Here is a 20,456-nt window from a genome sequence, read left to right as displayed (position 1 = left end):
TCTGGCGTCCGCCTCGATTGTCACGCGAGTTCAAAGAATGAGCTCGCCTCCCTTTGGAGCGCTCAGTGCTCCGAAGCGTTCCTCCCCAGATGGTGAAGAAAGGACCGAACCGATGAGTGCAGCGTCGCACACCTTCTTGTTCATGCCCGAGAGCGCGTACGGACCGACCAACAATTGCATCGGCATCGGTGCGGAGTTGCTGCGGCGCGGACACCGCGTGGTCTTCGCCGCGGAGCGCTCGTGGGCCGGTCGACTCGAGCCCATGGGTTTCGAAGAGGCACTAGTCGACTTGGCCGAGCCCTCGCACGACGCCGAGGAGCAGGACGCGGGCGCCTTCTGGAAGGAGTACATTCGCGAGATCTCGCCGGAATTCGCAAAGCCGACAACCGCGCAGCTCGAGACGGTCGTGCGCCCCATCTGGGAGGAGCTGATCGCCGGCGCGAAGTACTGCGAGCCGCAACTGCGAGAGATCATCGCTGCCACCCGGCCCGATGTGATCATCGAAGACAATGTCGTTTCGTTCCCGGCGCTCACCACGGCAGGGGTGCCCTTCGTGCGAATCGTCTCGTGCAACCCGCTCGAAGTGCGCGGGCGTGGTATCGCTCCCGTGTTCTCGGGTCTCGGTGAGCACGAGCACGAGGCTTGGAAGGAGTTCGCGGCCGAGTACGAGCGCACGCACCGTGAGATGTGGCGAGATCTCAACGAATGGGTGCAGGAGCAGGGCGCCGCGCCGCTCGGTGATCTCGAGTTCATCCACGACGGCGACCTGAACCTCTACGTGTATCCCGAGGAGCTCGACTACGTGGATGCCCGACCACTGGGCGCCGACTGGGTGCGCCTCGATTCGTCGGTGCGCGATACCGACGATGACATCTCACTCCCCGAAGGATTCCTCGATCGCGGTGCGCCGGTCGTGTACTTCAGCCTCGGCTCGCTCGGAAGCGCGGATGTCGGTCTGATGCGCAAGGTGATCGCGGCGCTCGCTGAGACCGACCACCGCGTCATCGTGTCGAAGGGACCCCTGCACGACGAGATCGAGCTTGCACCGAACATGTGGGGAGCCGAGTTCCTTCCGCAGACGAAACTGTTGCCGCTGGTCGACGTCGTGATCTCCCACGGGGGAAACAACACGGTCACTGAGTCGATGCACTTCGGCAAGCCGATGGTGCTCATGCCGCTCTTCTGGGATCAGTACGACAATGCTCAGCGAGTGCACGAGCGTGGATTCGGGATGCGCCTCGACACCTACGGGGTCACCGAGGCGGGAATCAGGGATGCCGTGGCCGGGGTTCTCGCCGATGACGCACTGCGTGCGCGATCGCGTGCAGCGGGTGAAGCGATCCGGGGGCGCGATGGGCTTGCCCGCGCCGCGGACGAGCTGATCGGGCTGGCAGCGAATGCAGTGCTCGAACCGGCTGGGACGTCGGGCGCGTAGGCGGCTCCTCCTCGGCTGCACGCAGATTCGGCTCGCCGCGATGCATTCGCGCGCAGAGAGATGCGAGCTCAGTCGGTGTGCGGCGGGCGATGAGCGCGGATGCCGACTGCCGACGCGGCATCCGCGCCGAGGTGCACGATGCGGTTCTGATCATCGACGTGCACGATCGACGGCTCGAACTCGTGGGCTTCCGCGGGCGTCATCTGCGCATAGGCGATGAGGATGACGATGTCGCCCGGGTGCACGAGATGCGCTGCCGCCCCATTGATGCCGAGTACCCCGCTGCCGCGCTCGCCGGCGATCGTGTAGGTCTCGAGGCGCGCTCCGTTCGTCACGTCCACGATCGACACGAGTTCGCCCGGCAGGATGCCGGACGCTTCCAGCAGCTCACTGTCGACGGTGACCGACCCCACGTAGTCGAGGTCGGCGTGCGTGACGGTGGCGCGGTGGATCTTGGCCTTGAGCATGGTCAGCAGCACGAGCCACCACGCTACCGGGCCGCTGAGGCGCCGGGGGCGCGCAGCACCCGTCCACTGGGCCAAGCGGCCCGCCGCGTCACTGGCGGGGCGGGAAGACGCCCTGCAGCGCGATGATGAAGTTCATGGCCAGGTAGGGCGGCATGTTGTTGTGGGGCTGGCTGCTCCCGCTCGGTGAGAGGGCCGTCATCGCCATTTCCTTGCCGTCGGCGGTCGGCGAGTACGCATCGGTCTGCCTGCGCCCATAGCGAGGCATCGCCCACGTCGCACCGCTCGCGGTCGACTTGTTGCCCGCTCCCGCATGACCCGCGACGACGTGCGTGTGGGTCGGAAGCTCGGGGATGGTCAGGGTGACCGTCGCGGAGCCGCCCTGCTCACCCGGGTCGCGCGCGGAGAGGCCTTGCCCCCAGCCTGCTCCGATCGGCATCCGTCCCGCGAGGTTCGGCAGGGCGAACGTCGACTTGCCGTCACCGCCGTACGTCGTGCCGAGCAGCGAGAAGAGCGCGGTGTTCTGGCTGAGCGGCAGGATCTGCCCCTCGCACAGCGCCCAGCCCGTCGGTGCGAAGTTGAACGCGACGATGCGGATCTCGCCTACGAACTGATCCATTCAGTTGCTCACTCTCAAGTCGGTGGGGGCTGCGAAGCGCGACGATCAGTTCTGGCTCGGGAAGACGCCGGCGATCGCGATGCAGTACTCGAGTGCGAGGAACGGCGGCCGGTTCTCGTGCGCCTGGCTTCCGCCGCTGCTCCGAACCGATGCGGGGTTCATGCCCACTGCGGGCGTGTCGCCATACGTGGGTTTGCCAGGATCGGCCCAGAGCGCGGATGCCGGCGATTCCGTCGTCGCGACGCCTGCGGCACGGACGGGGTGCGAGTGCTGCGGCATCTCCGCGTTCGTGAGCGTGTGCGCCGACTCACCGCCACGGGCGCCGATTCCCAGCCCGGCTCCGAAGTGCAACGGAATGCGGCCGCGCAGGTCAGGTAGCCCGAAGTTCACTCTCCCGTCGCCGCCGTACTGCGTGCCGAGCAGGGAGAAGAGCGCCTGGTTCTGGTTGATCGGCATGAGCTGGCCGTTGCACGCGGCCCAGCCTTTCGGCACCAAGTTGGTCGCGAACAGCCGGATCTCGCCGAGGAAGGGCGTTGGGTCCATGTCAGAGACTCCCGATCGTCAAGTGCTGGCTGGTGTACTCGCGTTGCACTGCTCAGGCCGGCTGCGGCCACACGCCGTACAGCGAGATGATGAAGTTCACCGCGAGGTACGGCGGCATGTTTTCGTGCGGTTGCGATCCGCCGACGGCACCGACTGCGTTCGCCGCCATCGGGTTCGAGGGCGTCTGATCGCTGAAGGGCGCATCTCCCCAGTTCGCCCACACTTTGCCCTGGGGATGCCGGGTCTGAGCCGTCGCGGCGGCGAGCGGCGTGTGCCGGTGCGCCGGCAACTGGTTCTGCGTCAGCGTGACCTCCTCGACACCACCGGTCTCACCCAGGACGTAGTTGCCGAGGTAGGTGTCGCCCATGTGCAGTGGGAACCGGGAGGCGAGGTTCGGAAGAGCGAACGACTCCTGGCCGTCGCCGCCGTAGGTCGTTCCGATCAGGCTGAACAGGGCGTCATACTCCGAGATCGCCATGAGCCGGCCATCGCAGAACTCCCAGCCGGCGGGCGCGAAGTTGCCGCCGAACATGCGGATCTCGCCTAGGTAGGGCATCGATGCCTCACTCCTGTCGTTCCGGTGCGTAACCGCTGTGGCCGCGTCGGCACGCTGCGCGCCGACCGCGCGCGAGATCGCCACGACGGCTCATGCTGCGCTCACCACGAGGGCCTGGTGCCGGGTGCTCCCGCCAGTGCCGACGCTCGAGACGAACAGCCATGCGTCGCCGGCATCCGGATGCCGCACCCGATACACAGCGGCAGGAAGCTCGCCACCAGCGGGGGTGAAGAGCAGGTTGAACCGGTGCTCGTCATCGGGCTCGACGACCGGTGCCACATCGTCGATCGCGTCAAGAACCAAAGACGCCGAACGCCCCTCCGCTTCGAACACGAACGTGTCGCCGACATGGGGCGCGAACCGCGAGCGCACGAGTTCGCGCTGCACCTCCGGAACGGTGGCCGGGTCGGATGCCGTGGAAGCCGAGGGGCTGCGTGGTGCCCCGACGACGACTGCGGTCGCCACGGCGGCAACGCCGACGGCGCCGGCGCCGGCGAGGAGGGAGCGTCGCGAAAGGGTGGGCAAGGCAAACCTTCGTGTCGGATTGCGCGATCGGGTGAACAACTGCGAGCATAATTCACAATGTGAGTTTGTCGCGGAAGATCGCCGCGACGTTTCTCGCTTCACCCGCACGTTTCTCGCACTGCCCCGCTCCACCCGACCCGGAAGGCCCGCATGCGCTCTCGCATGGCCACGCGACTCATCGCCGCTGCGGCGTCGCTCGTCACCATCGCCGGGCTTGCGCAGTTGCACGTGCCGGCCGCCCACGCTGCGATCGTGTTCCAAGTGGAGACGACGGTGGACGCCGACGCCAATGGTGCCTGTGCCGACAGCACTGAGCTGACGACCGCCACGCCCGTCACGCTGCGGAACGCGCTCTGCGTGGCCGACAACCGCGGCGGGGCGGTCGAGATCGTGCTCCCTGCGGGTCACTACAACCTCGGGCCCGATGGTGCGCTCATCGCCGGCACCCGGCCCGGCGCTGACATCACCATCCGTGGCATGGGCGCGAGCGACACGGTGGTCATCCGGGGCAATGGAACCGATCGTGTGATCGATATGGACCCCGGCATGGTGGGCGGGGTCTCGCTGACACTGCGCCGCGTCACCATCACGGGCGGCGTCAGCGACGATTTCGGCGGGGCTGGGATCATCGGCGGGTCGAATAGTGCGCAGCCCGACGTGCTCACGATCGAGGACTCCGTGATCAGTGACAACGTCGCCAACGCCGCGACGCCTGACACGACGACGGCGCCGGGTGGCGGCGTGCAGTTCATCGGGGGCAGACTCACGGTCCGCGACAGCGTCATCAGCCAGAACCGCTCCAACGGCAGCGCGGGCGGTGGAATCGCCTACGGCGCGACCGGGATCCCGAACGAGGCGCTGATCATCGAGCGCTCGACCTTCTCGGCCAACTCGGCGACCGCGCGGCAGATCGAGAACGGCGGTGCCGCGCTCGTCATCGACCAGCGCACGACCGCGACGCCGGCGACCATGCGGATCTCCGACAGCACGTTCAGCGAGAACGCGGTGGACTCGACGAGCGGCAACCCGGGATCAGGTGCGGCGGTCTGGCATCGCGGCGGCGCCCTCACGATCGAGCGCTCGACGTTCACGGCCAACACCGTTCCGGCCGCCTCGCCCGTCGGAGCTGCGGCTGTTCATGCGATGCCCGACGCGACGCTCACAGCGCACTACAACCGTTTCGTCGGGGCAGGCGGCCCTGGCGTGCAAGTCGCAGCGCCCAGCGGCTCCGACCTCAGCCTCAACTGGTGGAGCTGCAACGGCGACCCGGGCGCCTGTGGCCGCGTCGCCGCCCCGACAGCATCCGTCTACACGCCGTGGCTGCAGCTCAGCGGCGACGCCCCCGACATCGAATTCGGTTCGACCACGACCACCGTGACCGTGAGCCTCTTGCTCGATTCCAGCGGCGGGGCCGTGTCGGCTGCGCAACTCACCGCGTTCGAGGGGCTGCGAATCGGCTGGAGCGGTCTCGTGGGCGGCACCTCGGTGGCACAGCCCCAGTCAGCGCTCGCCTCGGGCGAGACATCGGTTGGGTTCACCACGTCGGGACCGCGCGGGCTCGCCAACGTGACGGCGTCGCTCGACGGCTCGAGCCTCGGCATCCCAGTGCACATCCTGTATCCACCGACGTTCGGCATCGTGCCGCCGTTGACCTATCACGTCGGCGCCGCACCGCGCAGCGTGACGTTCTCCTCGAGCGGCTATCGTTCTGCCGCCATCTCGGCGACGGGCCTGCCCGAGAACTTCGTCTTGACCGACTTCGGCAACGGAACCGCCGACATCTCCGGCTCTCCGCGGCCCGGCCAGGGCGGCGAATACCCCCTCACGCTCCGGGCGGTCAACGCAAGCGGCTCGGACGAGCAGTCGGTGACGCTGACCGTGACGGAGGCGCCCGCGTTCACCTCCTCGGCGAGCGCCTCGACCGCAGTCGGCAATGCCGCATCCATCACCGTGACGAGCCGAGGCTTCCCGGCACCGACCCTCGCGATCACCGGTGGCACGTTGCCGAACGGCCTCAGCGTCTCCGCTGTCGCGGGCTCGCTCAGCATCTCCGGGACCCCGGCAGCGGGCTCGGGGGGCGCGCAAAGCCTGACCATCCAGTCGAGCAACGCGCATGGCACCGCGACCCAGACCCTCGTGCTCACAGTGCTGGAGGATGTCTCGGTCACGAAGAACCCGGTCGGCCAACAGGTGCTCGCCGGTTCCACCGTCACCTTCGAGGTCGAGCACCTCGGCTTCCCCGTGCCGACCGTGCAGTGGCAAGTCGACCGGGGAACCGGCTTCGTCGATCTCCCGGATGCCGGTTCGGCGACGCTGACCCGGACCGTCGGACTCGGCGACGACGGCGACCGATTCCGCGCCACGCTCACGCAGGGCGGCCGCACCGTCTACTCATCGATCGCGGCGCTGAGGGTGGGTGAGCAGCCGGTGTTCGTCTCGTCGCCGAGCGCGGTCGCCACCGCCAATGACGGGTCACGGTCGATCTCGATCGTCGTGCAGTCGACGCCCTCCGCCACCATCGCCTCGTCGTCCGTGCCCTCGTGGGCGACCTTCGAGTCGACCGGCCCCGGCACCGCGACCATCGTTGCGACGCCCCGCACCGGGGATGGCGGTGTGCACTCCGTCGAGCTCACGGCATCCAACGGCTTCGGAACAGTCGCGACGCAGACGCTCACCATCATCGTCAACGAGGCGCCGGAGCTCACGGTCAGCGGCTCGACGCGCATTGGCAACGGCGTTGCAGCCGGCATCCGGGTCACCATGACCGGCTACCCGGCGCCCGCCTTCTCCATCACGGGTTCGCTGCCGTCCGGCGTGAGCAGCGTGCCGAACGGCGATGGTTCGATCTCGCTCGTCGGCACGCCAGCGCCCGGAGCGGGCGGCGAGTGGCCGGTCACGCTCAGCGCTACCAACGCTCACGGCAGCGACACGCATCCGATGGTGCTCGTGGTCGATGAGGCGCCGACCATCGACGCGATCTCACATGCCGGTTCGGTACGTGAGGGTGACGAGGTCGTCGTCACCGCCGATTTGGGCGGGTTCCCCGCGCCGGTTCCGGCATGGTCGGTGTCGCGCGACGGCGGCGCGAGCTGGACGTCCATCGCCGGTCAGCCAGACGGCACACTGAAGCTCACCGCAGCGTCGACCGACGACGGCGCGCTCTTCCGGGTGACCGCGACGAACTCACACGGCACCGCCACGGCGACTGCGGCTCCGCTCGAGGTGCGCGCGCCGCTGGCCATCACCAGCCCCGATTTCGCACTCTTCGAGATCGGTCAAGGCGATGCGTTCACGGTCAGCGGCTCCGGCCACGACTACCTGGTGACGATCGACGCCGCCCCCGCCTGGATCACGGTCACTCAGCTCGGAGCGGATGCCGAACTGCGCTCGACCGCAACCGCGCCCGCGACCGGCACGGTGCAAGTGCGCGTGAGCAACGGCGTCGACCCCGCTATCACGCAGACCCTCACGGTCGTCGCTGCGGCGCGACCCGCTGCGACGCCGGCCGGCAGTGGCGAAGGCACTGTCGGCGGTGCGATCGACCTCGCGCTGGGCCTCTCGGCAGTCTCGGGCACCGTCACCGTTCAAGCGGTCGGTGCGATGCCGCCCGGCGTTGCCTTGCAGGTCGCGCCTGCCGGCGACACCGTGACGTTCACCGGGTCACCCGCGGCCGGGGCCGGCGGCATGTGGTCGTTCCAGGTCGAGTTGACCAACGAGTGGGGGCTGACCTCGATCGTGCCGGTCACCGTGACCGTGTTCGAGGCACCCTCGCTGACGAGCGCGGCGACCGCGACGTTCACCCGCGGCATCCGTGGCGAGTTCGTCTTCACTGCCGCGGGGGGTTACGGTGCCGCACCACGCATCGACGTCTCAAGCGCTCTGCCTGCAGGGCTCACCTTCACCGACCGCCGCGACGGTACCGCCGTGCTCGCCGGCACCACACTCGACGCGGTCGGCGATGTGTTGCTCACGGTGACGCCCGCGAACTCGAAGGTCGTCGGTGCCGCTCAGTCATTCACGCTTCGCGTGGTGGATGCGACGGCAGTGCCCCTGCCACCTGCCGGAAAGCCGCTGATCGTGGCCTCGCTGCACGGCGTTCCGCTGACCGCAGCGCCCGGCACCGCGCTGCTGGTGACAGGCACTGGTTTCGCGCCCGAGTCGCCGATCACCCTTGGGCTCTACTCGACACTGGTTCCGCTCGGTTCGGTCGTTGCCGATCGTGCTGGCGCGTTCAGCGTGCGGGTAACGCTGCCGGCCAGCATCACCGGATCGCACACGGTGGTGGCGGGCGGCTACGCCCCTGACGGCTCGCTCCGTTACCTCGGCTCGCCGATCACACTCGTTTCCCAGGCGGCCCCCACGCCGCCCCCAGGGCCGTCGGCAGGCAGCGGCACGGATGCCGACCCCAGCGGCGGCGGGTCGCTCCAGGCAACCGGAGCCGACGGCGACGCGTACGGCGTGGCGCTCGGCGCTGCCCTGCTGACGCTCCTCGCCGGCATCCTGCTGCTGATGCGCCGTCGGCGCGCTTGAGCGAGCGCTCCGCGAGCGCGCACAGAGCGCTTGAGCGACCGCTCAGCGCGCGCCGACGGACCGAATCAGCCGAAGAGGACCGCGGCCTCGTCGTAGCGGTGGTCGGGCACCGACTTGAGCTGGCCGACGGCCTCTTCAAGAGGCACCACGCACATCTCGGTGCCGCGGAGCGCGACCATGTGGTCCCACTTGCCCTGCTTGGCGAGGTCGAGCGCGGCCATGCCGTAGCGGGTCGCGAGCACGCGGTCGTTGGCGGTCGGAGTGCCTCCGCGTTGGATGTGGCCGAGCGTCGTGCCGCGCGTCTCGATGCCGGTGTGCGCTTCGATGAGCGGCGCGAGCATCTCGCCGATGCCGCCGAGGCGCGGACGGCCGACCGAGTCGAGTCCCTTGATCGAGAAGGGGTCGTTCATGGTGTCGAGGCCGAAGCCCTCCGACACGACCACCAGGGCGGAACGTCCACGGTTGGTGGCGCTCAGCACCCACTCGCCGATCTGCTCGATCGAGGTCTTGCGCTCCGGGATGAGAATCGCGTGCGCGCCCGCCGCGATCCCCGAGTGCAGGGCGATCCAGCCCGCGTGGCGGCCCATGACCTCGGCGACCATGCAGCGGCGGTGCGATTCGCCCGTCGTGCGCAGGCGGTCCATCGCATCCGTGGCGATCTGCACGGCGGTGTCGAACCCGAACGTGTAGTCGGTGCCCGAGATGTCGTTGTCGATGGTCTTCGGCACACCGATCACGGGGAATCCGAGCTTCGCGAGTTCGTGTCCGCCCGCGAGCGTGCCCTCGCCGCCGATCACCATGATGGCGTCGATCCGGTTGCGCTCGAAGACCGTAGCGATGCGGTCAGGGCCGCCGAAGTCCTTGATCGGGTTCGTTCTCGACGTGCCGAGGATCGTGCCGCCCAGGCGGCCGATTCCGCGCACGTCGTTGCGGAACAGAGGCGTGAAGTTCTCGTTGAAGACGCCTTCCCAGCCGTCGATGAACCCGACGAACTCGGTGTCGGCGTCTTTCTCGCCCTTCAGTACTGCCGCTCGGATCACGGCGTTGAGGCCGGGTGCGTCGCCGCCCCCGGTGAGGATTCCGATTCGCATGGCGTGTTGTCCTTGAAGTGGTAGTGGGACTCTCGCAAGAAAGGGCGCGGCATCCGCCGGGCGCCCCGTCTGCTACTCTCCCATACCTCTTTGAGCAAGGGCCGTGGCATGCGCCTCGCACGCCAGGCGCCCGGCGCACGCCGTGCAGCTCACGAGCTGCACCCGGCACGACGGATCGCTGCAGTTCTCCATCTCGCTGCTCGGCGCACCGCACCCCGCACAGCGCCCGATGACGGATGCCGCCTCGCTGAACTCGACCGTCTTGCGCCGGTCGAACACGTACAGCGACCCCTCCCAGAGCCCCGCGTCGCCGAAGGTCTCCCCATAGCGCACGATGCCGCCGTCGAGCTGGTACACCTCTTCGAACCCGCGGTCGCGCATGAGTGCCGAGAGCACTTCACACCGCACGCCGCCCGTGCAATAGGTCACCACGGGCTTCTGCTTGAGATGGTCGTACTTGCCGCTGTCGAGTTCCTCGATGAAGTCGCGCGTCGTCGCAACCTCGGGCACGACCGCGTCCTTGAACCTGCCGACCGCGGCTTCGAACGCGTTGCGGCCGTCGAAGAACGCGACGTCGTCACGCTCGGCGACGAGTTCGTGCAACTGCTCGGGCGTCAGGCGCTCACCGCCGCCGATCACGCCGTCATCGTCGACCTGCAGCTCGCCGGGTGCTCCGAAGCTCACGACCTCATCTCGCACACGCACCGACAGCTTGGGGAAGTCGTCACCGGTGCCCTCACTCCACTTGAAGTCGATGTCCTTGAAGGGCGCGTATTCACGCGTCTTGCGCACGTACCGCTTCACGTCGGCGAGCTCGCCACCGACCGTGCCGTTGATGCCGTGCTTCGAGATGAGGATGCGGCCCTTGAGCCCGAGCGACTCGCACAGGTCGCGCTGCCAGAGCCGGATCGCGTCAGGGTCGGCGATCGGCGTGAAGCGGTAGTAGAGCAGGATCTTCGGCACGGCCACGACTCGCCAGTCTAAACAGCGCCTCCTGGCTCTTCGCCGGGGCGGCTTCCTCGGCTTTCTGCCGGGCCGTCCGCCCAGAGGCTTCCGCCTGCTCGCAGTCCTTGCGAGCGGTGAGCAGGAGAAGGCGTGAGGGTGGGGTGGGTTAGGGTTCCCTCGTGCTGCAGACGACCTACGCCCCGCGCGTGCCGGTCGACCTTCGGCAGACGCTCGGCCCAGTGGGACGAGGCCCCGCCGACCCGACCCTCCGCTGGGAGGGCTCGAACGCGTGGATGACGATGCGGTTCGACGGGCCGGATGCCGCAGCAGAGACCGCCGCGGCCACGCTGCACCTCGCGCCGCGGCGCGACGGCATCCGCGTCACCGCCTGGGGCCCCGCCGCTGAGCGAGCGCTCGCCGCAGTGCCGCGCTTATTGGGCGCCGACGACGACTGGAGCGAGCTCACGCTCGACTCGCACCCCGAGCTGCGAGAAGTGCACCGTCAGAACCCGGGCCTACGACTGGCGCGCACCGATCGGCTCTTTCCGGCCCTCGTCTGCGCCGTGCTCGAGCAGAAGGTGACCAGCATCGAAGCGCTGCGAGCCTGGCGCCAGCTGGTCACGCGGCACGGCGAACGTGCGCCCGGCCCGGCTCCGCTCGGCATGCGAGTCGTTCCTCGTGCGGTGACGTGGCGACGCATCCCGAGCTGGGAGTGGCACCGCGCGGGCGTGGGGCCGCAGCGCTCGGCGACCGTGCTTCGGGTCGCCGAGGTCGCCGCATCCGTCGAACGGCTCGTGGGCATGGATGCCGAGACTGCCGCCGCGAAGCTGAAGAGCGTGCGCGGCATCGGCGTCTGGACCGCGGCCGAGGCGCTGCAGCGATCACACGGCGCGCCCGATCACGTCAGTGTGGGCGACTACCATCTCGCGGCGTACGTGGGGTGGGCGCTCGCCGGCCGGCCGGTGGATGACGACGGGATGCTGGAGCTTCTGGACCCCTGGCGAGGGCAGCGGCAGCGCATCGTGCGGCTGATCGTCGCGAGCGGCTTTCGCAAGCCGTCGTTCGGCCCCCGCATGACGATTCAGGACCACCGGGCGCACTGAGCGCCGCGCGCGCATTGCGGTTCTGCGTGCCGTGCGACCCGCACGTGCCGCGCGACCCGCACCCGTGACCCGGGCGCTCCGTCGCAGACTGTGCGCGACTGGCTCTGACTGGCGTGTTCCGCCGACCACATGCGCACAGCGCAGCGCCACTCGCGGGTCTTCACTGTGCGCAAGCGGCAGCATCCGGCGCGCTCGGAGGCCTTTCGCGCACACCACGCCCGCGCCCGGACGACCTTCGGGGAGTGCTTCACCCACGTGGCGCTGAGGTTCGGCGCCGGCGCGCTTCGCGGAACGCTCCCGCCGAAACGCCGCTGCGGTCCCGTGCGCTTACGCGTCGACGCGCTGCGCGAGTCGGTACGCGCGCCGCACCAGTTCTCGAAGCGCCGCCTCATCGACGTCTTCGAGCTTCTTGATGTACACGCACGCGACGCTCCGCGTGTAGGTGCCGAGCCGCTCCAGCAGCGGCTCCAGTTCGGCGTGATCGGTGAGGCCGTACAGCGTCATCGCGCCCTTGCGCGGCGAGAAGCCCACGCGAGGCCAATCGCCCTCTCGACCTGAGTCGTACTTGAGCCGAACGGTGCCGAACCCCACGATGCTGGGCCCCCACATCACGGCATCCTCGCCCGTCTCATCGCGGAAGAGCTCGAGCAGTCGCTCCCCGCGCTCGCGCCTGCTTCTTTCTGGGATCGTCGCGAGGAACTCCTCGGGCGGCACTTCGGTGGGCAGCGTCTTCTGCGTCGCCGGCTTCGGGTCAGCCATGCTGCAGCTCCCGGTACGGCTCGCTCAAGGTGTCGAAGTACTCATCCCACGCGGGTGGTTCCCCATGCGTGAGCACTGAGAGCAGGCGGTCGAGGTAGTACTCCCAGCCGGGCCCGATACCGCTCAGTTCGTCGTGACCGCGGAGGTAGTGGCGAAGCGTGAGGCGGCTCCTCTCGCGCCCCGTGGTACCGGCATCCGTCCCGTCATCGCTCGCGACAGTAGCGATGTCGAAGCCGACGCGCCACATCTCGCCGGCGCGCCCGAACTCGCCAAGAAAATGCCGCGGCGGGTCGCAGCCGAGCACCGTCACATGCTCGACCTCACTATTCTCCTCGCTCATCACGAGCGCGATCGTCTTGCCGATCGCCGGGCGTGCGGAAAAGCTGCCGAACCACGCTTCGAGCAACTCTGACTGCGTGCAGTGCCGCCACAGCTCTGCGGCCGGGAGGGGATACTCGCGCTCGAGCACGAGTGCTCGGCCCTGGCTGTCTCGCTCGATGCGGCCGTTGACCGGGGGTGTCATGCGCTCACAGTAACGGGGGAGTCGGATGCCGGCCAGCGATCAAGCCGTCTGCAAGCCAGGGAGCCAGCCCTTCGGCCGAGCCGGCGGCAGCGAGCCAACGGCCAACCAGTCGGCCGTCGGGCAACCTCTGGAGGAAGGAGTCGCTGCGTCGAGCAACCCGGGCGAAGCGTCCCTCCGCGCAAGCACCGCGCGCGGCGAGGCCTCCAGCGCCTCAGCCGGCCTCGAGCACCGCCATCGCCGCGTTGTGCCCGCCGATGCCGCTCACCGCTCCGCCTCGATGCGAGGCCGACCCGCAGATGAGCACGCGCTCGTGCGGGGTCGCGACGCCCCAGCGCTTCGCGGGTGTGTCGAGCTCCGCGTCGTCCTCGGCGAAGGGCCATGAGAGCGGTCCGTGGAAGATGTTGCCACCCGGCATTCCCAGGGCGACTTCGAGGTCGGCAGTGGTGCGGGTCTCGATGCAGGGGCGGCCGTCGGCATCCGTCATGAGCACCGACTCGATGGGCTCCGCGAGTACCGAGTCGAGCGAGGCGAGCAGGGCGCGTTGCGCGTCGTCCCGCGACACGCCGAGTCGGTGCGGTGCTTGGAGCGCGAACGCCGTGAGCGTGTGGGCGCCTGAATCGCGCAGCTCCTGCGACAGGATGCTGTCGTCGGTGAGCGTGTGGCAGTACACCTCGACCGGCAGCGGGTCGCCGAGTGCGCCGTGCACCGCTGCGTCGTACGCGTTGCCGAGCGCTGACCAGGTCTCGTTGATGTGGAGGGTGCCGGCGAAGGCCGCTGCAGGCTCGATGCCGCTGCGGAGGCGAGGCAGTCGACGCAGTAGCAGGTTCGACTTGATCTGCGCGCCCTCGGGGGCAACCGCCGGCTCGTCGATCGTCGCGCCGCCCGCGCTCAGCAAGCGCTCGAGCACGGTGGGCGCCACATTCGAGAGCACCCAGCGCGCTTGCACCGCCCGCTGGCCATCGCCGCTGCGGTACAGCACCTCTCCATCGGGAGTGATCGCGGTCACTTCGCTCTCGGTGCTCAGCGAGGCGCCGGCCATGAGCGCTGCTCGGGCGAGCTCGCCGGTGATGCCGCCCATGCCGCCGACCGGCACGTCCCAGCGGCCGGTGCCCTGCCCGATCACGTGGTAGAGGAAGCAGCGGTTCGCGGCGAGGGTCTCGTCCACCACCGGGGCGAAGGTGCCGATGAGTGCGTCGGTCAGCACGACGCCGCGAACCAGGTCGCTCGCGAAGGTGCGTTGGATCGTGGAACCGATCGGCTGCTCGACCAGGCTGTTCCACACGCGGTCGTCGCCGACCGCAGCGCGCGCCTGGTGGCGGTGCTGGAGCGGCTCGAGCATCGAGGGGAAGAGTCGAGAGCCCAGGTGGGCCGTGTCTGCCGCGAAGTCTCGCCAGGCCGCGGCGTCGTCGAGGGCGCCGACGGAGGCGAACGAGTCGGTCGTCTCGGCGGCATCCGAGTCGTCGATCAGCAGTGCGCGGTCGGTGCCGGGCAGCGGCGTGCAGGAGGAGTAGCGACGGCTCGCGAGACGGATGCCGAGGCCGAGGTCGTCGATGATGCGCTGCGGCAGCAGGCTCACCAGATAGGAGTACCGCGAGAGCCGTGCGTCGATGCCGGGGAACGGTCGGGCCGAGACCGCCGCGCCGCCGAGTTGCGTCTCGCGTTCGAGCACGATGACGCGCTTGCCCGCCTTCGCCAGGTAGGCGGCGGCGGTCAGCCCGTTGTGGCCTCCGCCGACGACGGCGACATCGTAGACGTCGGACATGGTGTGAGCCTAGGGGTGCAATGCCGGTAGGGCGCTTCGCGGCGCGGCTGGAGCGAGCCCGCTCACGCGCGCTGCGCCGCCTCGTTCGAGTCGCGGCTCTCTGCTTCGCTGTTGCCGTCGCTGTTGCCGTCTTGTGCGTGCTGCACCTGCTGCGCCTGCTGCGCCTGCTGCGCGACGATGTCGCAAGCCGGAGCGTCGATCGAGCCCAGCACGCGCTTCGAGATCTCGAGCACGGCGTCGAGTTGCTCGGCATCCAGCGCGTCGAAGAAGAGTTCGCGCACCTTGAGGGCGTGCTTGCGCGAGGCGCCGAGCACCGCACGTCGGCCGTCGGGCGTCAGACCGACCCAGATGCCGCGCAGGTCGCTGTCGCACTCGGTGCGCTCGACCAGGCCGCGCGCTTCCATGCGCGACACTTGATGCGAGATGCGGCTCTTCTCCCAGCCGATCAACTCGGCGATCTCGCGGCTGCGCAGGCGCTTCTGCGGCGCCTCCCAGAGCGCGAGGAGGATCTCGAACTCGGGACGCGAGATGCCGGCATCCTCTTGCAGCTGCTGCTCGATGGCGCGGTCGAGCTGGCGGCGCATGCCGTAGAAGGTGCGCCACACCTCCCACTCGCGCTCACTGATCGCAGCAACTTCAGACATGCCACCCATTCTAGCGTTTAGTTGACACATCACCAATGGGCGCGTATTGTTGACGCGTCACTGATCGACATGATCGATCGGATGGCGGCCGCCGGAACCCTCGGCGGCACCGAAACGTAAGAAAGGGAGCCTTCGTGGCAGATCTGAAGATCGGCATCATCATCGGCAGCACCCGTCCCGGCCGCGTCGGCGACCAGGTCGGCGCTTGGGTCAAGGAGAACGCAGCGGCGGAGGGCGTCGAGTTCGAGCTCGTCGACCTGCACGACTACGCGCTGCCCAACCTCGACGAGGCGCTGCCCGCCGGATACGGCCAGTACAGCAACGAGCACACCAAGAAGTGGGCGGCCAAGGTCGGCGAGTTCGACGGCTACCTCATCATCACGCCCGAGTACAACCACACCATGCCTGGTTCGCTCAAGAACGCGTTCGACTTCGTCGGCGCCGAGTGGAACAACAAGGCCGCCGGCGTGATCAGCTACGGCTCGATGGGTGGCGTGCGCGCCGGTGAGCACGTGCGTCAGGTGCTCGCCGAGCTGCAGATCGCCGACGTGCAGAAGCACGTCATGTTCTCGATCTTCACCGACTTCGAGAACTTCAGCACCTTCAAGCCGGCCAACGAGCTGAAGGTTCCCGAGCTGCAGGCGCAGATCGCACAGGTCGTCGCCTGGGCCGAGGCGCTCAAGAGCGTGCGCGAGGCGCAGGCCGCCGAGGCCGCTGCTGCCTGATCCGCGAGATCGCTGAACTGTGCCCTGCGCCTTCTGGCGCGGGGCACAGTCGCGTTAACGCGCGTCTGCTCGCGCTCTCGCCCTCTTGGCCCCTCGCCCTCTTGGCCCCTCGCCCTCTTGGCCCCTCGCCCTCTTGGCCCCTCGCCCTCTCGCCCTCTCGCCCGCGCCCTTTCGACCGCGCGCCCGCGCCCTCTCGACCGCGCGCTGTCTCAACGCGGCCCGCGCCGTCTCAACGCCATCCCGCGCCGTCTCTACGGCGCCCCCGCGTCGTCTCGCCACGTAGAGGTGGCGCGGAAGCCCGTAACTGGCGCGGATGCTGGTCCAGCCTGGCGTCGGGCGTCAGTCAGGCCGCTGGGGCGGTGCACCTTCTCGACGGCGAGCTCGCGACGGCGCACCGTCTCGACTGGAGGCTCTCAGCGCGAACCTTCGGTCGCAGTTGCGCCACGTGTGCTCATTCGCGCCACGTAGAGGTGGCGCGGAAGCACGTAAGTGGCGCGGATGCTGGTCCAGCCCGGCGTCGGGCGGCAGCCAGTCCGGCACCCCGTCGCACGCTGAACCGCGGGCGACGGGGCGACCCGCAGCGGCAGGGCGGGGCCAACCCACGCGACGGCGAACCGGGGCACCACAGCGACCCGCGGCATCCGGTGCCCTGCGTTCTCGCAAGCGGTGGGAGCACACTGGTCGTGTGTCGATCACAGACCCCTCTGCGACCGCGGATCGCGTGGCGCTCGCCGACGCCTCGATCGCGACGGTTCGGCGCTGGCTGCAAGCGAGCAGTGCACAGCATGCCGACCCTCACTCCCGGCGGCTGATGCAGCTGCTGCAAGACCCAGGCGGCCTCAGCTTCGCGCGGCGGTTCGTCGACGGTGTGGTGCGCCCCGACGACCTCGGCGTCGCAGCCAGAGAGTTCGAGCGGGTCAGCCGTGACGTGCCCCGCAGCCTGCCCGCCTGGCTTCGCGCCGCGGTGCTGATGGGCGGCGGCTTCGCCCCCCTCATGCCTCCGGTCGTCGTGCCGATCGCTCGCCGCGTCATGCGCAGCACCGTCTCGCACCTCGTCGTCGACGCGACGCCCGAGAAGCTCGACAAGTCCCTCGCGCGGTTGCGCCAGGGTGGCGCGGCGCTCAACATCAACCTGCTCGGCGAGGCGGTGCTGGGCGCCGACGAGGCCGCGCGCCGGCTCCGCGGCATCCGTGCCCTCCTCGCCCGGAGCGACGTCGACTACGTGTCGGTGAAGGTGTCATCGGTCGTCAGCCAACTCAACCTCTGGGCCTTCGATGAGACCGTCGACCAGGTCGTCGACACGCTCGCACCGCTTTACGAGGACGCGGCTGCAGCCGGTGGCAAGTTCATCAACCTCGACATGGAGGAGTACCGCGACCTCGACCTGACCGTCGCGGTGTTCATGCGGCTGCTGAGCCGACCAACGCTGCGTCGACTCGAGGCGGGCATCGTGCTGCAGGCCTACCTGCCCGACTCGTTCGCGGCGCTGCAGCGGATCGCGGAATGGGCCGGTTCCCGGGTCGCCGATGGCGGCGCACCGGTGAAGGTGAGGCTCGTGAAGGGCGCCAACCTGCCCATGGAGCACGTCGACGCGGCGCTGCACGGCTGGGCGCCCGCGCCGTACGCCACCAAGGCCGAGACCGATGCCAACTACAAGCGCATGCTCGAGTGGGCGCTCACTCCCGAGCGGGCGGCGGTCGTACGCCTCGGGGTCGCGGGCCACAACCTCTTCGACATCGCGTACGCCTGGTTGCTCGCCCGGCAGCGCGGCGTCGAAGGCCGCACTGACTTCGAGATGCTGCTGGGCATGGCGCCGGCACAAGCCGCAGCCGTGTCAGCGGATGTGGGGGCGGTGCGGTTCTACACGCCAGTGGTCGACCCCGCCCAATTCGATTCCGCGATCAGCTACCTCGTTCGCCGGCTCGAAGAGGCTGCGAGCCCAGAGAACTTCATGAGCTCACTACCGCTGCTCGATGCCGAAGGAAGCGCATTCGAGCTCGAAGCGCAGCGGTTCCGCGAGTCACTCGGTCTGATCGACACGGTGAGCGCGGAGCCCCGCCGCACCCAGGACCGAGCGGATGCTGAGGCCGAGCGCGGCGCGGTGGTCGCGCCCGCGGCATCCGTCGCTGCCTTCACGAACACTCCCGACACCGACCCCGCACTCGGGGCGAACCGCGCCTGGGGTCGGGCGATCCTGCAGCGCGCAGCAGCGTCGGATGCCGGTGAAGCGACGGTCGCTGCTTCAAGAGTCGGCTCTGTCGCCGGGCTGCGACACCTGCTGCAAGCGGCCGCTGCCGCAGGCGAGGCTTGGGGTGCGCGGTCTGCAGAGGAACGCGCCAGCGCGCTCGACGCCGTGGGCGCCGCCCTCGCTGCGCACCGTGATCGGCTGATCGAAGTTGCGGCCGCCGAGGCGGGCAAGACGATCGGCGAAGCCGACCCGGAGGTCAGCGAAGCGATCGATTTCGCGCACTATTACGCGGCCAGTGCTCGCGAGCTCGCGACTGTGACGAAGGCGCGCTTCGTTCCGCCTCGTGTCACGTCAGTGATCCCGCCGTGGAACTTCCCCATCGCGATCCCCGCCGGCGGTGTGCTCGCCGCGCTCGCCGCCGGGAGCGCTGTGGTGCTGAAGCCCTCACGGCGGTCCGAGCGCACGGCTGCGGTGCTCGCCGAGCTCATGTGGGAGGCCGGCATCCCGCGCGACCTGCTCGTGTTCGCGCCGCTCGACTCGAGCGACCTCGGGCGTGAGCTCGTCACAGACCCGCTCGTCGATCGGGTGATCCTCACCGGTTCGTACGATACGGCCGCGCAGTTCCGCTCCTGGCGTCCCGAACTCGACCTGCACGCGGAGACGAGCGGCAAGAACGCGATCATCGTCACGCCGAGCGCCGATTTCGATCACGCCGTGGCCGACATCGTGAAGAGCGCGTTCGGGCATGCGGGCCAGAAGTGCTCGGCGGCATCGACCGTCATCCTCGTCGGCTCGGTCGCGGAGTCGTCGCGGTTCAAGGCGAAGCTCCTCGACGCCGTCACGTCGCTGCGGGTCGGCTGGCCCTCGGATCCGCGCAGCGTGATGGGCCCGGTCATCGCGCCTCCCGAAGGCAAGCTCGCCAGAGGGCTGGGCACCCTCGGTGCTCGGGAATGGTGGATGCTCGAGCCCAGACGGCTCGATCACACCGGTCGGTTGTGGTCTCCGGGCGTGCGGGATGGGGTGCAGCCGGGCTCCGAGTACCACCTCACCGAGTACTTCGGTCCAGTGCTCGGCCTCATGTCGGCCACCACGCTCGATGAGGCGATCGCGTTGCAGAACGCTCCCGCTTACGGGCTCACGGCCGGCTTGCACTCGCTCGACCCCGAGGAGATCAGTCACTGGCTGAGCAACGTCGAAGCGGGGAACCTCTACGTCAACCGCGGGATCACCGGTGCGATCGTGCGGCGCCAGCCGTTCGGCGGGTGGAAGCGTTCGTCGGTGGGTCCTGGCGCGAAGGCCGGTGGCCCCGACTATGTGGCTTCGCTGGGGCGGTGGGAGCCCGTGCCGTCGCCGCAGCGGCAGCACTTGAGGCTCAGCGGTGTGTCCGATGCGATCGCCGGTCTCATCGAGGCCGCCCAGCCCGGCATGGACTACGCGCAGTTCGACCGAGCCCGGCGTGGTGCAGCCGACGACGCGGTCGAGTGGCGCGACCGATTCGGTGTGCCGCGCGACCTCTCCGGGCTGGGGGTCGAGCGCAACGTGTTCCGCTACCTGCCGGCGCGGGCGCTCGTGCGGCTCGCCGAGCAGGGCGACTTCGGCGACTTCGTGCGAGTGCTCGCCGCTGCAGCGACCGCCGGCGCGACGGTTCTGGTGAGCACGCCCGAACCGCTTCCGGCGCCGCTCGCAACACTGTTCGCCGGTGCCGACTCGCCCTTGCACGTCGAGTCGATCACGGTAGAGACGGATGCCGCGTTCAACCGCCGCATGGCCGACCTCGCCGCGCGCGGCACCGCCGACTCCCGGACGCCCTCCGTGAGCCGGGTGAGGATGATCGGCGGCGACACCGCAGCGTTCGCCGCGGCGACCGGCGGCAGCCCCGACTTCGCCCTGTTCGCAGACCCTGTCACCGACGCCGGACGTGTGGAGCTGCTGCCGTTCCTGCGAGAGCAGGCGGTGTCAATCACCGCCCATCGGTACGGCTCGCTCGATCGAGAGCTGCTCGACCTCGAACTCTGATCGGATGCCGCACGCGCGAGTTCGGCGC

16 protein-coding genes are annotated in these 20,456 nt (G+C 69.2%); 5 read left to right on the top strand and 11 right to left on the bottom strand.

Features of this window, described 5'->3' with window-relative positions; genetic code table 11:
• Positions 1 to 112 precede the first annotated feature (112 nt).
• The gene (locus ABV606_RS05580) at positions 113 to 1,435 is read left to right on the top strand and encodes a glycosyltransferase (RefSeq protein ID WP_353988673.1); all 1,323 of its coding nucleotides are present in this window, start codon (positions 113 to 115) and stop codon (positions 1,433 to 1,435) included.
• Positions 1,436 to 1,503: 68 nt separating this feature from the next.
• Here ABV606_RS05580 and panD read toward each other — a convergent pair whose 3' ends face one another.
• From panD to ABV606_RS05555, 5 genes are all read right to left on the bottom strand, one after another.
• The gene (panD, locus tag ABV606_RS05575; protein WP_353988783.1) at positions 1,504 to 1,914 is read right to left on the bottom strand and encodes an aspartate 1-decarboxylase; all 411 of its coding nucleotides are present in this window, start codon (positions 1,912 to 1,914) and stop codon (positions 1,504 to 1,506) included.
• A 76-nt stretch (positions 1,915 to 1,990) separates the two neighbouring features.
• Complete coding sequence (locus ABV606_RS05570) at positions 1,991 to 2,518, bottom strand: phage tail protein (RefSeq protein WP_281488782.1); 528 nt, start codon at positions 2,516 to 2,518, stop codon at positions 1,991 to 1,993.
• A 45-nt stretch (positions 2,519 to 2,563) separates the two neighbouring features.
• On the bottom strand, positions 2,564 to 3,061 hold the full coding sequence (locus ABV606_RS05565; protein WP_281488781.1) for a phage tail protein: 498 nt from the start codon (positions 3,059 to 3,061) through the stop codon (positions 2,564 to 2,566).
• 52 nt (positions 3,062 to 3,113) lie between these two features.
• Positions 3,114 to 3,701 carry a phage tail protein gene (locus ABV606_RS05560; RefSeq protein ID WP_353988672.1) on the bottom strand — a complete coding sequence of 196 codons (588 nt, stop codon included), beginning with the start codon at positions 3,699 to 3,701 and terminating at the stop codon, positions 3,114 to 3,116.
• 6 nt (positions 3,702 to 3,707) lie between these two features.
• Positions 3,708 to 4,142 carry a DUF6916 family protein gene (locus ABV606_RS05555; RefSeq protein ID WP_281488779.1) on the bottom strand — a complete coding sequence of 145 codons (435 nt, stop codon included), beginning with the start codon at positions 4,140 to 4,142 and terminating at the stop codon, positions 3,708 to 3,710.
• A gap of 162 nt (positions 4,143 to 4,304) precedes the next feature.
• On the opposite strand from ABV606_RS05555, the gene ABV606_RS05550 reads away from it, so the two are divergent.
• Positions 4,305 to 8,672 carry a beta strand repeat-containing protein gene (locus ABV606_RS05550; protein ID WP_353988671.1) on the top strand — a complete coding sequence of 1,456 codons (4,368 nt, stop codon included), beginning with the start codon at positions 4,305 to 4,307 and terminating at the stop codon, positions 8,670 to 8,672.
• A 65-nt stretch (positions 8,673 to 8,737) separates the two neighbouring features.
• On the opposite strand, the gene ABV606_RS05545 is transcribed toward ABV606_RS05550, so the two are convergent.
• Positions 8,738 to 9,763: a 6-phosphofructokinase gene (locus ABV606_RS05545; protein ID WP_281488777.1), complete on the bottom strand. Its 1,026-nt coding sequence runs from the start codon at positions 9,761 to 9,763 to the stop codon at positions 8,738 to 8,740.
• A gap of 72 nt (positions 9,764 to 9,835) precedes the next feature.
• Positions 9,836 to 10,732, bottom strand: a complete 897-nt coding sequence (locus ABV606_RS05540) for a rhodanese-related sulfurtransferase (RefSeq protein ID WP_353988670.1) — start codon at positions 10,730 to 10,732, stop codon at positions 9,836 to 9,838.
• Positions 10,733 to 10,887: 155 nt separating this feature from the next.
• Between ABV606_RS05540 and ABV606_RS05535 the strand changes: the two genes are divergently transcribed.
• Positions 10,888 to 11,811, top strand: a complete 924-nt coding sequence (locus ABV606_RS05535) for a DNA-3-methyladenine glycosylase family protein (protein WP_353988669.1) — start codon at positions 10,888 to 10,890, stop codon at positions 11,809 to 11,811.
• Between the two features lie 327 nt (positions 11,812 to 12,138).
• Here ABV606_RS05535 and ABV606_RS05530 read toward each other — a convergent pair whose 3' ends face one another.
• The 4 genes from ABV606_RS05530 to ABV606_RS05515 form a co-directional block, all read right to left on the bottom strand.
• Entirely contained in the window at positions 12,139 to 12,570 is a 432-nt protein-coding gene (locus ABV606_RS05530; protein WP_353988668.1) for a DUF1801 domain-containing protein, read from the bottom strand.
• On the bottom strand, positions 12,563 to 13,093 hold the full coding sequence (locus ABV606_RS05525) for an SRPBCC domain-containing protein (protein ID WP_353988667.1): 531 nt from the start codon (positions 13,091 to 13,093) through the stop codon (positions 12,563 to 12,565). The genes ABV606_RS05530 and ABV606_RS05525 overlap by 8 nt, the downstream gene beginning before the upstream one ends.
• Positions 13,094 to 13,304: 211 nt before the next feature.
• Positions 13,305 to 14,855, bottom strand: coding sequence for a phytoene desaturase family protein (locus ABV606_RS05520; RefSeq protein ID WP_353988666.1), 1,551 nt, complete (start codon positions 14,853 to 14,855; stop codon positions 13,305 to 13,307).
• A gap of 62 nt (positions 14,856 to 14,917) precedes the next feature.
• Positions 14,918 to 15,499, bottom strand: a complete 582-nt coding sequence (locus tag ABV606_RS05515; RefSeq protein WP_353988665.1) for a MarR family winged helix-turn-helix transcriptional regulator — start codon at positions 15,497 to 15,499, stop codon at positions 14,918 to 14,920.
• Between the two features lie 134 nt (positions 15,500 to 15,633).
• Here ABV606_RS05515 and ABV606_RS05510 point away from each other — a divergent pair, with 134 nt between their 5' ends.
• Positions 15,634 to 16,224, top strand: coding sequence for an NADPH-dependent FMN reductase (locus ABV606_RS05510; RefSeq protein WP_281488770.1), 591 nt, complete (start codon positions 15,634 to 15,636; stop codon positions 16,222 to 16,224).
• Positions 16,225 to 16,909: 685 nt separating this feature from the next.
• Complete coding sequence (locus tag ABV606_RS05505) at positions 16,910 to 20,428, top strand: bifunctional proline dehydrogenase/L-glutamate gamma-semialdehyde dehydrogenase (protein WP_353988664.1); 3,519 nt, start codon at positions 16,910 to 16,912, stop codon at positions 20,426 to 20,428.
• The last annotated feature ends 28 nt before the right edge of the window (positions 20,429 to 20,456 follow it).

The organism is Ruicaihuangia caeni, assembly GCF_040536845.1.
GTDB classification, from domain to species: domain Bacteria; phylum Actinomycetota; class Actinomycetes; order Actinomycetales; family Microbacteriaceae; genus Ruicaihuangia; species Ruicaihuangia caeni.
This window is presented reverse-complemented; position numbering and strand designations above follow the sequence as displayed.

Coding starts and splice junctions, on each gene's coding strand:
- ABV606_RS05520 (WP_353988666.1), bottom strand. CDS start 14,855: ATGTCCGACGTCTACGATGTCGCCGTCGTCGGCGGAGGCCACAACGGG.
- ABV606_RS05550 (WP_353988671.1), top strand. CDS start 4,305: ATGGCCACGCGACTCATCGCCGCTGCGGCGTCGCTCGTCACCATCGCC.
- ABV606_RS05570 (WP_281488782.1), bottom strand. CDS start 2,518: ATGGATCAGTTCGTAGGCGAGATCCGCATCGTCGCGTTCAACTTCGCA.
- ABV606_RS05530 (WP_353988668.1), bottom strand. CDS start 12,570: ATGGCTGACCCGAAGCCGGCGACGCAGAAGACGCTGCCCACCGAAGTG.
- ABV606_RS05525 (WP_353988667.1), bottom strand. CDS start 13,093: ATGACACCCCCGGTCAACGGCCGCATCGAGCGAGACAGCCAGGGCCGA.
- ABV606_RS05565 (WP_281488781.1), bottom strand. CDS start 3,061: ATGGACCCAACGCCCTTCCTCGGCGAGATCCGGCTGTTCGCGACCAAC.
- ABV606_RS05545 (WP_281488777.1), bottom strand. CDS start 9,763: ATGCGAATCGGAATCCTCACCGGGGGCGGCGACGCACCCGGCCTCAAC.
- ABV606_RS05515 (WP_353988665.1), bottom strand. CDS start 15,499: ATGTCTGAAGTTGCTGCGATCAGTGAGCGCGAGTGGGAGGTGTGGCGC.
- ABV606_RS05580 (WP_353988673.1), top strand. CDS start 113: ATGAGTGCAGCGTCGCACACCTTCTTGTTCATGCCCGAGAGCGCGTAC.